This is a genomic window from Rhodococcus sp. P3_B8 (assembly GCF_056402775.1).
Genome location: NZ_JBFUGT010000013.1, coordinates 77,591 through 89,388 on the forward strand (window position 1 = coordinate 77,591; position 11,798 = coordinate 89,388).

Genomic DNA, 11,798 nt, shown 5'->3' on the forward strand with positions numbered 1-11,798 from the left:
GAGAACGCATGTCCGAGAACCCCAATCCGATCCCGCCGACTCCCGGCGACACCCTCATCTTCGAGAACGACCGGGTTCGAGTGTGGACCATGACCCTTCCACCCGGCGGGATGTTCGACTTTCACCAGCACCACCACGATCACGTCGTGATCTGGCCGGAGGCCGGCAAGGTTCAGGGGCAGGAACTCGGGGACGACGAGTGGGGGATCGTGCAGAACGCGGAGCCCGGCTTCGTGCTGTACAAGACCGTCGGTACTTCCAAACCCCTCAATCCCCACCGGATTCGAAATCTTCAGGACGAGACGGTCACCCACTACGTGATCGAGCTGCTCGAACCCTCCCCAAGTCGGGAGGAGTTGCCGTGGACATACAACGACCACGGTGAGTTCATCTTCCCGGGCCGCACCGAACACTGAGTCGAACACCAAGATTGGGTCTCGACTGATCCCCGACTTCGGCCGCTAGGCGCAATCCTCCTCGCGCATTCCCCACACTCGGGCCCTCCCGGTCTGCGCGTCCCTCTCGGCGCGGACACGCCCCCTTCCTATCGTAGGAGACAACCATGACCGCCCAACAAGAACTCGCAGCGGGAGAGTCTGTATCCGCTCATCTCAAACGGAACACCATCGGTATCCCCGGGATGGTCTTCATGGTTGTGGCCGCCGCCGCACCGCTGACCGCAATGGCCTCGAACCTCTCGCTCGGCCTGGCCTTCGGTGTCGGCAGCGGAATGGTCGGGCTCCTCCTGCTCGTCGGAGCCCTCCTGGCGATCTTCACCGCCGGATACGTCGTGCTGAGCCGACGAGTCTTCAACGCGGGCGCCTACTACGCCTTCATCGGATTCGGACTCGGGAAGGCCACCGGCGCCGGAGCCGCCTTCGTCGCAACCATTGCCTACAATCTCGCAGCCGGCGGGATGATCGCGGCAACAGGGTATTTCACTGACATTGCTGTCAGTACCTATGCCGGTATTCACCTACCCTGGTATCTCTACGGCGCGGTCGCCCTGGTCGTTACCGCCATCCTCGGTTACATCGGCGTCGGCATCGCGAAGACCGTGACCACGGTCATCTCAATCGCGCAGTTCGCCATCATCATCTGGTTGGGCATCGCCATCCTGATCCAGCGCTCAGGCGGCTTCAGCATAGACGTCTTCAGCCCGAACCAGATGTTCCACGGCAACATCGCCCTGTCGCTGGTGTTCTGCATCCTGTCGTTCTCCGGCTTCGAGGCGACCGCGATCTACGGTGAAGAAGCCAAAGCGGCGCGACGAAGTATCCAGGTGGCGACCTACAGCGCGCTGGTTCTCCTGGTCCTGGTTTTCATGGGATCGACATGGTCGATCGTCGCGGCATTCGACGATGTCCAGGCCGTTGCCGCCGAAGATCCGGGCAGCCTCATCTTCCGAACCGCCGACATCTACCTCGGTAGTTGGGCAGGCGGGGCTCTGAGCATCATCGTCGCATTCAGCTTCCTCGCCTCTGGAGTCGCATTCCACAACATGGCGGCCCGATACATGTTCGCGCTGGGACGGTCGCGGCTACTCCCGTCCCGCTTCGCCACCATTCATCGGCGATACGGCACCCCCTACATCAGCGGCTTCTTCCAAATCGCGATCTCCATCGCCGTTCTGGCACCGTTCGTCATCGCCCAGTCCGATCCGATCATCAATCTCTTCCCCGCGGTTTCCGGTATCACGTCGCTCTCGTTGACCGCGTTGATGATCGGATGCTGTATCAGCGTCGTCACGGCGTCGTTCAAGGGCTTGGTGAACGAGGGAACCTGGTCCGCCCGCCTCGCCCCGACCTTGGCCGGGATCGGGCTGACGAGTATCTGCGCGATCATCATCACCCATTACCAGGAAGTGACTGGAAGCGACTCGCTCGTCGTCGCGTTGATGCCTCTACTTCCGGTGTTCGGTGCAATCTACGGAGCTGTGATCTATCGACGCGGTCGGGGTCGAGACTTGGAACAGCACCTGACGGAGTGATCGAGCACAAAAGCCGGGAAGGGTGGTCGTCGGCCCACCCATCCCAGGCTTTTTGTGATGTCTCGAGCAGAGTCGCACGACCAGACTCTGAACCGATCGGAACCGACTCGCACTCAAAGGGCGTGATCAGAATGAATTGGCTATCACGGCACGGTTGGGAGTGGGGCTTGGCGTAGGCGGCGCGGGCAGTGCGTCTCACGCCACGTCGACGGTGGTGTTCGTGGCCAGCATGTCGGTGAGGAAGGACGTTGGGACGGGCGCCCATTCGGGTAGGCAACGCCCGGCGAGCGAGTCGTCGCGCAGGTCCGCGACGAGTTCGCGGACGCGGATCGGACTGTCGAGCAGGTACCGGGTCATTCCGAGCTCGGCGCACTGCGTGGTGACCGCGGCGAGTAGCCCCTTTGCCTCGGTTGTGCGCTCTGCCGCGGCCAGGGCGACGATGAGCAGGCGTTTGGCCTGCAGCAGGGCCCGCCGCCGTCTCGAGCCGTCGAGCATGGTCACCCATTCCTGCGCCCAGGTGCAGGCGATTCGGGTGGATGCGGGGGAGTCTGCCGCGGCCAGCAGCCTGATGGCGGTGTCCTCCTCGAGCTGCGCGGTGATCGCGTCGACGCCGTCGACCGGGCGCCGACGCGTCGTGTACTCGGCCAGCGGTGGTGGTTCGAGCCCGGCAGTCGGGGGCAGACCCAGCCTGATCCGTTCGTTTTCGATTCGGGCCCGCAGCCGCGGAAGGTGCAACGACGCGGCTGCCCGGGCACCCTCGTCGAGTCGGTGTGCCGCCGTGGTTCGGTCGCCGCGCAGCGCCTTGATCCGGGCTCCGGCAGCGTAGCGGGCGAGTTTGAAATCGACCATGCCGCTGCCGGCGCCGAGCTTGCAGCTCTCGTCGAGCAGTCGTTCCGCCTCGTCGAGCCTGCCCTGCTCGGAGAGCAGTTCGCCGAGCAGCGACCCGGCGAGCCGAGCGGAGAAGGAATGGCTCCCACCCGATCGCCGGGCAATCCGCAGGGCAGTTCGGAAGCTGTCCTGGGCCTGGTGGATGTCGAGGCGTTCGTTGGCGACGATTCCCACAAGACAGTGGCCGGTCATCGCCCCGTTCGGACCGATGTTCCGTGCGTTGTAGGGGGCGGCCCACTGCTGCCGTCGGAGCGCCTCGGCAAAATCGAACCGGTAGATCGCGGCGAAGGTGGCTGTGCCCGCGGCCGAGGACACGACAAAGGGGCGGAACGAGTCCGGCCGCGCCAGTGCGGCCGCGACCAGTTCGTCGATGCCCTCCACCCGGTCGGCGCGACATGCCACCGCGGCTTTCACCACGTCGGCCTCGGCTCGCAGCTCGGCGATCTCGTCGGCGGTGGCCGATTCGGCGTCGAGTGTGGACTCGACCAGTTCGAGTGCTTTCTGTGTGGGCTCGGCACGATGCAGCAGGATGTTCGCCCACGCCACCGCGAGCTGCAATCGTGGGCGGGACAACACGATTCGCGGGGGGAGTTTCGCGACGAGTCCGAGGAGGGTGGACATCTGGGTGTGCTCGAGCAGGTAGGTCCCATCGCGTTCGACCAGCTCCACGGCCCGGTCCTGGTCAGCGGCGGCCAGGGCATGGTCGACAGCCTCGCTGATCAGCTTGCGATCGGCGAACCACTCCGAGGCGGCGCGGTGCAGTTCGGTGATCCGCTCGGGGTGCTCGCGTTCGAGCCGTTGCTGCAGGCACTGGGCGAACAGGGGGTGGTAGCGGAACCATTCCCGGTTGTCATCGATCGCGCGCAGGAACAGATCCTGTTCCTCGGCCCGCTCGAGCATGATCTGTCCGTGGTCGACGTGGGCGAGCGCGGCGGCCAGGTCACCGTGGAGTCGTTCGGCCACCGAGGTCGCGAGCAGGAAGTCGAGCATGTCCGGATCCAGGGTGTTCAGCACGTTCTCGGTGAGGTAGTCGCCGATGGCGCGGTGCCGTCCGGACAGTGACTCGATGAGCTGTGCGGGGTCGTCGCTGTCGCGCAGCGACAACGACGCCAGCTGCAGGCCCGCCGCCCACCCCTCGGTGGTCGCGGTCAGCTCGTCGACGTCGTCCTGCTCGAGCGGCAGGCCGCCCAGGTCGACGAGCAGGGCGTGGGCTTCGGCGGGGTCGAAACGCAGGTCGGTGGAGTCGATCTCGACCACGTCGTCGCGCACCCGCATCCGGCTCACGGGGAGGCCGAAGCGACTCTGGGTGGTGACGACGACCTGCAGGTGGTGGCAGGCGTTGTCGAGGAGGAATTCCATCGCCGCGAGGGTCGCGGCGGCGCCGATGCGGTGCCAATCGTCGATGACGAGCACGACGCGTTCGCCGGCCGCGTGGATCTCGTTGATCAGCGCGGTCAGCACGTATCGGTCGGCCTCGTCGCCGTGCTGTTCGAGCGCCTGCTTGAGGTCCTCGGCCAGGGCGGGGCGCACCCGCCGGATCGCCTCCAGCAGGTGTCCGAGGAACCAGACCACATTGTTGTCGTCGCGGTCGACGGTCAGCCAGGCGACGGCCAGCCCCTCCCCGGCCAGCACCTCGCTCCACTGGGTGGCGAGCGTGGTCTTGCCGAAGCCGGTCGGCGCGTGGATGACGCTCAGGCGTCGCCGCTGCCCGGCCCGGAGCAGATCGAGCAACCGGCCGCGGTGCACCAGCGTCCGGGGCGGTGTCGGCGGGCGGAACCGGGTCTCCGGGGCCGGTGGGGTGGGGGCGCGGGCCCCGGACCGCCGCTGGGCGCTGTACCGGCCCGAGGTAGATCGTCTCGAGGCGGACCGGCCCGGGGGCTCGTCGTCGGGGGCGACCGTCGGGTCGGGGGGCAGCGGTAGGTCGTCGGCGATCAGGCCGTGCCGTTGCTGGAGCATGCGCAGGTTCTCCCCGAACTCGGCGGGGGCGGCGGGGCGATCGGCCGGACTCCGGGCCATGGCGGTTTCGATGCCGGCGGACACGTCTTCGGGGATGCCCTCGCCCCGCAGGTCCGGAACCGGTTGCGTGGTGATTCGCAGAAATTGGGCCACCACCTGCTCGCCGCTGCGGCGTTCGAATGCCGCGTGCCCGGTGATCGCGCAGAACAGCGTCGCGCCCAGTCCGTAGACGTCCGATGCGGCGGTGGCCGAGCGCCCCTCGAGCACCTCCGGGGCGGTGAACGCCGGCGACCCGGTTACCGTGCCCGCGGTGGTCTCGAAGCCACCGGCGATGCGCGCGATACCGAAGTCGGTCAGCTGTGGCTCGCCGTAGTCGGTGATCAGAATGTTCGCCGGTTTGACGTCGCGGTGCAGGGTGCCGATCCGGTGTGCGGCCTCCAGTGCGCCGGCCACCTTGATGCCGATCCCGAGCGCCTCGCTCCATTCGAGCGGGCCGGACCGGCGGATCCGGGCCTCCAGCGAATCGCGGGAATGATACGGCATCACGATGTACGGCCGCCCGGACGGCGTGGTGCCGACCTGCAGAATGTTGACTATGTTCGGGTGGCCTGACAACGCGCCCATGGCGCGCTGCTCGCGCAGGAACCGTTCGAGGTTGTCCGGATCGAGATCGGCGGTGAGCACCTTGATCGCGACCGTCCGGTCGAGGACCGGCTGCCGGCAGCGGTAGACGATGCCGAAGCCGCCGCGCCCGATTTCGTGGGCGCCTTCGAAGCCGGCCCCGGCCAACTCCGACTCGATTCCGGGAGTCGGGTCGCGCTGCGTTGTCAGCGGATCAATTTCGGCCATCACCTATCGATCCCGCTGCTTGGTGTCGGCAGCTGTCACCCATGCATCACCTCACGACGACGTGATCTCAAGCGTAGTCGGCCGTAGTTGTGTCAATCCGGGGTTCGCCGCCGACGCGGCGGGCCGTCTCGGGGTGACCGTGCCCTCGAGCTCTGACCGATTATGGTCTCTACCCACTGCACTGCGAATATTGCGTCATATGGTCTGTAATGCGACCATATATGTATGGGTGAGATGTCGGTGTCGGCGGCGGCCGCCGAGCTGGGCGTGTCCGGCCGGCAGGTCACTCGCCTTGCGCGGGCGGGGGAGCTGGTGGTCACGCGGGAGGTGGGGAAGGCGTTGCTGTTGGATGCGGGGTCGGTGCACCGTGTGGCGCAGACGGACCGCCATCGAGGCCGGCCGTGGAACGGGGATGTCGCGTGGGCGGCRTTGGCGATGTTGTCTGGTGTGGGGGTGGATTGGATTTCTCCTTCGCAGGCGAGTCGTYTGAGGCATCGGCTSCGCCGGGCGAGCGCGACCGAGGTGGCATTTCTTGCCCGCCGGCGCGCRCGSGTGCACCGGATGCGGGGATGGGGCGATGATCTGAACACTCTTGTCACCGGCGGGTACGTGGCGGCCACCGGTGTCAGTGCGCTGACCCAKGTTCCGGGGGTGGCGGGCCGRTTCGGTTTGTCGGGAAGGGCTGGTGGTGCTGTGGACGGGTATGTGGTCGGCGACGAMCTCGMCGGYGTGATCGATACCTTCGGTTTGGTGGCGGACGGTCAGGGGGACGTGACGTTGAGGGTGGTCACTGSSCTGGACCGGTTTTTCACRACGACGACGTTGCCGGTGGCGACTGTWGCGGTGGATTTGATGGAGTCGCTCGACACCCGGGAGCGCAGCGCCGGGGCGCGGGTGCTGGGGGAGTTGCTCGATGAYWTCCGSTGAGCGGCCGGTGTGGACGGTGCAGGCACCGGTCGGYGGGTGGGGGCCGCCGTGGCCGCAGGCCGCCGAGATCGCCCAGATGATTCCGTCCGAGCAGTGGACGTTGATCGGCGGGTTGATGGTTCAGCTTCATGCGGTGCGCGCGGGKGTGCCGCCGACCCGGGCGACCGTCGATGTYGACATGATTCTGCATATCGAGACCGGTGCCGCGACGTTCGGCGGGGTCCGCGCCCGGCTCGAGCAGMTCGGATACGARTTGCAGATGCCGGTGAGGGGGCGGGTGCACCGTTTCGTACGTTCSGGTGGTGTCGAGCAGGTCGATGTGATGGTCGCCGATCACCTGGCACCSMGGTTTCGGCCGAGKGTGTCTGGACGTGAGGTGTTCGCCGTTCCTGCGGGCACGTCCGCGTTGCGTAAGACGGTGGACTGCCTGATCGAGATCGACAGCATGTCAACCAAGTTGAGTGTGCCCGACGTCCTGGGGGCGTTGGTGCTCAAGGGCGCGGCCTACCTCGAGGATCCCCGCGATCGGGGGCGTCATCTCGACGATGCCGTGGTGTTGGCGGGCGCCATCGAGAACCCCATGGCCGATCGGACACGGATGAGGGGAAGCGATCGCGGCAGAGTCCGAGCCCTGGCCGAGGCGTTGGCCGATCCGGATCATCGCTCGTGGCTGTCGATGCCCGAGCAACGCCGGAGACGAGGACGTGATGCGTTGCTACTGCTAGTTCAGGAGCCGAAAACGAGAGCTCCTCAGCACCAACGAAATACACAATAATGAGACACTTTGTCGACTGCCGCTCTACCGGGCGCGGACGTGGCGTAGATCGCAGGTCCCCCCGACGGCGGTGCGGGGTGATCCTGGACGCCGAGGCGGAGGCCTCGAACGCTCCTCTGGCGCCGGTGGGCCCGGATCGGTGCCTGGTTCGATGAACCGGATCCGCTGACCCCTGGGTGGCCTGCCTGGGACCTGGAAACCGCCCTCCGCGGCCTGCGGGACGTGGTCGGGATGAAGGCGACGAAGTTGATTGCCCGTAAACGTCCCCGGCTGTTTCCGATCTTCGGTTTCGGTGGTCAGTCAGGTGCTGGGCACCGAGCGGGCACATCTGAACCCGGYCCGGGAGGCMCTGCGGGCCGACGACGGSGCGTTGCATCACTGGCTGCTGTCGATCTGCGCCGCCACGGGTTTGCCGGAGGAGAACTCGGTACTGCGGGTGTTCGGTGTGATCGCGTGGATGGGCGGGGAAGAATCGCGGCCTGGGCGAGCCGTCGGACCGGGAAAGATGACACGTCCCGGTGTGTTGTCTTCGGCAGGTGCACGAGGATGATGGTTATGCGGATGAAGTTTCACGAGCAGCTCGACGAGCTGACGGACCGTCTGGCGTCGATGTGCCGGCTGGCCGGGGATGCGGTCCGGGCGGTGACCGAGGCCCTGGTGCTGGCGGACCTGCCTCTGGCGGAGCGGGTGTTCGACCTGAATGAACAGATCGAGGAGTTGCGCGGTCCGTGCGAGGACCTGGCGATGGCGTTGCTGGCGTTGCAGGGCCCGGTGGCGCGTGATCTGCGTCAGGTGGTCACCGGTGTGCACCTGGGGGCGGATCTGAGCCGGATGGGTGGGTTGGTGCAGCATGTGGCCGAAAGTGTCCGCCGGCGTCATCCCGAGCACGTCGCTTCCGGTGAGGCGGAGGAGTTGCTCTCCGATATGGGGCGGGTGGCGGCCGAGTTGGCCGGCCTCGCCGAGCGGGTTCTGCGCACGCATGATCCCGAACTGGCCGCCGAGATCGGTAGACGCGACGATGAGCTCGACGACTTGCATCGACGGCTGCTCACTCTGATCGAGGATCCGGCCTGGACCGGCAGCATCCCGGCCGCGGTCGATGTGACGTTGTTGGGGCGTTTCTACGAGCGCTTCGGTGACCATGCCGTCGTGGTCGGGCGCCGGGTGATTTTCCTCGTCACCGGGGAACAGATGACCCCGTAGGTCGTCGCCGTCACGGGCCGCATCGTCGCCGATCCGAGTGTGGACTTCGCCCTGCCCGTTGGTGTGCGCGTTCGTGCCGTTGGTGGTGTGGTTCTTCATATCGATGGCGCTGTTCGGCATCTCCGACTGAACCTGCTATTCGGGTTGTTCGGTGTCGAGGGCGTCGGTGATGCGGTCGTGGACCGGAGGTGTCGAGCTTCTGGGCCGGCGGTGCGGGCGGCCGCCAGGGCGCGGGGTGTATTCGTCGCTGAGCCGGATGTGGTGCGGTGGGGTCTGGTGTGGGCCTCTGGGCGCGTTCGCATCTGGGGTGCTCGCGCATCTCGCTGATGCACCGTAGGTGTCGTGCCGGCCGAGGCCCGGTCGCAAGCACCCGCTCCCCGGATCCTGTTGGGGGCAGGTCAGGTTCGGCGCGCTCGGCTGGCGTGGGTGGCGTGCTTGGTGCTTCGGTAGGAACATTATGCGGCACAATGAATGTCGGTGGTGGTGTGCTTGGGTGCGGGTGTTCGTGTCAGGGGGCGAGGGTGTATCCGCTTCCGGTGGTTTTGGCTTCGTACATGGCGGCGTCCGCGCGACGGATCAACGTCTCCCGCGTGTCTTCCGGACTGGCGAGTGCGACACCGACGCTGGCGGTGAACCGAAGTTCGCGCCCGGCCGTATCGGCTCCGATGTGCAGTTCGGTGATGCGGGTGGCGAGGGTGATGGCCTCGGTGGTGGTGGTGTCGGGCAGACGATGAGGAATTCGTCGCCACCGATCCGGGCCACGGTGTCGGTGGGGCGTATGACCGATTGCAGTTGTTCGGCCAACCGGATGAGGGCGTCGTCGCCGACGGCGTGGCCGAGCCGGTCGTTGAGGGTCTTGAACTCGTCGAGATCGATCAGCAACGCCGCAACCATGCGCCCGCTTCCGCGTGCTGCGGCGAGTGCGGCGTCGATTTGCTGATGCGCCAGGGCCCGGTTCGGTAGCCCGGTCAATGAATCGTGCAGGCTCAGATGCCGCAGCGCGTCTTCTGCCTCGATGCGCCGGATCGCCGCCGCCAGTACGGCGGCCACCGAGCGCAGGAACATCACCTCCCGGTCGGAGTAGTCGCGGGGGCGGGCACGGTGTGCGGTGAGCACACCCCACACCGTCTCGGCGCCGATGGGAACGCAGACCCCGCTCCGTAGCCCCCGGGAATTCATGGCTTCGGTGGAGAACCGGTGCTCGCCGTAACGGTGGGGGCAGATGATGATCTGATCGGTGGCGGCCGCGTATCCGGGCTGGGAATCGGTACCGGGGGCGAAGGTGTCCGGGACGGGTGGTTGACCCCGATAGGCGAGCACCCGCAACACCGCGCCCGGCTCCTCGGCCCGAGCCACCGAGGCGCAGTTGACCCCACCAACGCGGCGGCTGCGTCCGCCGCGGCCACGAGGACGTGGTCGAGGTCGCCGTCGACGGCGAGCTGACTCAGGTCGGCGAGGGCGTGCTGTTCGCGGACCCGGTACGCAGCTGCCTCCAAACGCGGTGTGCAGGCGCTGTTCGTGCTCCTGGGCGGTGCGCAGGTCCTGGGCGATGCAGGCGATCACCGCGGGGCGCTGGTCCTCGGTGCGCTCGATCACGTAGGTGGACAAGGTGACCGGGATTGGTTCACCGGTCAGGAAGTGCCGGAATTCCGACCGGCCCTCCCATCGGCCCTGTTCGAGCAGGGCTGATTCCATGTCGGGGGCCTGGACGAATCCGACGTCTGTGAAGAATTCCGGTGCCCAGCGGGCGGCGACGGCGGCCTCGTCGGTCAGTCCCATCAGCTGCATCCCGGCGGGGTTGAGGTAGCGCAGGCGTCCGGTGTCGTAGTCGGCGAGTGCGACCATGTTCTGGGCTTCCTCGATCGCCGACAGCAACATGCGGGCTTCCGCTGTTTCCGGTTTCATCCTGGCCGTCCTCCCAGCCTCGATGTGCTGTACACCGTTGCAGGTCGAGCCTTCGCATTGCTTGTGATGAGTCGAGTGAACACCGACGGGTCCGATCAGTCGATGGGCGATGCGTCCAGATCGCGGGTGCACCGTCCCTCGCTTGCATCGTGACGGTGCCGGTGGTCGGGTTCAGTTACGTTTTCGGGTTCGGCGTTCGGGGCCCGTCGATTCCCGCACCGCCGCCTACGTCCGCGGCAGATTCGAGACAGAGGTCGAATCAGGAGGCAAACCCAACAGGCGAACCGATACCCGGCCGAAGACCGGGGTGGCGCCTCCAACAGGCCTCGATGCTCGTAGTCCCGCAGCGTCTTCCGCATTCGCTCCGGCGCGGGCGGCGACATCTCAGTGGTACGCATGCCGCCATTCTCAAACTCTGCAGCGAAGGCGGTGAGTTCCGCGATCCTGGGACCCGCTGCCGGTGAGCGAGGGCCAATGCGGGCTACCGCTTGCGTGCGGTGACGAGCAGGTACTCGGCCTCGTAGAGTGTCCGACCGGGCGCATCGGCCCGATTCCATGCGGTGAGGAACTGCAGGAAATCTCGCTCGAGGTTCGCGATCCGATCCGGGTCCGCGGCATTGTGGCGGTACACGGCGATCGTCGGGCCATATTTGCGTTTCCAGAACTCCTGGAACTCGGTCGGGTCTGCGAAGCGGTCGATCACGAGCGACTGGCGGTGCGCGTCGAGCGCGGTCACCCGGTCGCCGAACAGGTCGCGGACGTGTTGCTCGTCGCCCCACAACGGCGGCGGGGTCGCACCGCGCGGCGGGGGCGGTGCGTAGGGTCCCATGGTCTTGAACAGGTTGCCGATCAGGCCCTGCGGTGTCCAGTTGATCATCGCGATGGTGCCGCCGGGCCGGCAGACTCGCAGCATCTCGTCGGCGGTCTGCGGATGGTGCGGCGCGAACATTGCTCCGACGACCGTGATGACGGCGTCGAAGCTATCGTCGTCGAACGCCAACGCCTCTGCGTCGGCCTCGACCCAGTCCAGCTCGACGCCGCGCTGGGCGGCGATCGCTCGCCCGGCGACGAACAGTTCCGGCGTCAGGTCCGACGCGACGACGGTGGCGCCGCGCGCGGCAGCCGGGATCGCGGCGTTGCCGCTGCCGGCGGCCACGTCGAGCACCCGCTGGCCGGAGCGGATATCGGCTGCCTCCACGAGCACCTCGCCGAGGGTCGGGATCAGCTCGGCGGCGACGGTCGGGTAGTCGCCGGAGGCCCACAACGCCCGGTGCTTGGCCTTGAGCGCGCGGTCGGTGTCTGTAT

At 67.0% G+C, this 11,798-nt stretch carries 7 protein-coding genes and 1 pseudogene; 5 read left to right on the forward strand and 3 right to left on the reverse strand.

Going from position 1 to position 11,798, the window contains the following annotated elements; translation table 11 throughout:
* Positions 1 to 8 precede the first annotated feature (8 nt).
* Together AC1D1G_RS08330 and AC1D1G_RS08335 are read left to right on the forward strand one after the other, a co-directional pair.
* Positions 9 to 416: a hypothetical protein gene (locus AC1D1G_RS08330; protein WP_167118259.1), complete on the forward strand. Its 408-nt coding sequence runs from the start codon at positions 9 to 11 to the stop codon at positions 414 to 416.
* 146 nt (positions 417 to 562) lie between these two features.
* Positions 563 to 1,990 carry an APC family permease gene (locus tag AC1D1G_RS08335; protein WP_095869967.1) on the forward strand — a complete coding sequence of 476 codons (1,428 nt, stop codon included), beginning with the start codon at positions 563 to 565 and terminating at the stop codon, positions 1,988 to 1,990.
* 195 nt (positions 1,991 to 2,185) lie between these two features.
* Here AC1D1G_RS08335 and AC1D1G_RS08340 read toward each other — a convergent pair whose 3' ends face one another.
* A complete protein-coding gene (locus AC1D1G_RS08340) occupies positions 2,186 to 5,683 on the reverse strand; it encodes a serine/threonine-protein kinase (protein ID WP_206016392.1) in 3,498 nt (1,165 codons plus the stop codon).
* A 913-nt stretch (positions 5,684 to 6,596) separates the two neighbouring features.
* Between AC1D1G_RS08340 and AC1D1G_RS08345 the strand changes: the two genes are divergently transcribed.
* The 3 genes from AC1D1G_RS08345 to phoU all read left to right on the forward strand — a co-directional run bounded on the left by AC1D1G_RS08345 (position 6,597) and on the right by phoU (position 8,588).
* Positions 6,597 to 7,385: a hypothetical protein gene (locus AC1D1G_RS08345; RefSeq protein ID WP_477951697.1), complete on the forward strand. Its 789-nt coding sequence runs from the start codon at positions 6,597 to 6,599 to the stop codon at positions 7,383 to 7,385.
* Positions 7,386 to 7,689: 304 nt separating this feature from the next.
* Positions 7,690 to 7,935: a DUF6308 family protein gene (locus AC1D1G_RS08350; protein WP_477951698.1), complete on the forward strand. Its 246-nt coding sequence runs from the start codon at positions 7,690 to 7,692 to the stop codon at positions 7,933 to 7,935.
* Between the two features lie 5 nt (positions 7,936 to 7,940).
* A complete protein-coding gene (gene phoU / locus AC1D1G_RS08355; RefSeq protein ID WP_477951699.1) occupies positions 7,941 to 8,588 on the forward strand; it encodes a phosphate signaling complex protein PhoU in 648 nt (215 codons plus the stop codon).
* A 508-nt stretch (positions 8,589 to 9,096) separates the two neighbouring features.
* On the opposite strand, the pseudogene AC1D1G_RS08360 reads toward phoU, so the two are convergent.
* Positions 9,097 to 10,493, reverse strand: a pseudogene (locus AC1D1G_RS08360) (diguanylate cyclase domain-containing protein).
* 481 nt (positions 10,494 to 10,974) lie between these two features.
* Positions 10,975 to 11,798: class I SAM-dependent methyltransferase (locus AC1D1G_RS08365; RefSeq protein WP_477951700.1), on the reverse strand; the 824-nt coding region annotated here is incomplete at its 5' end.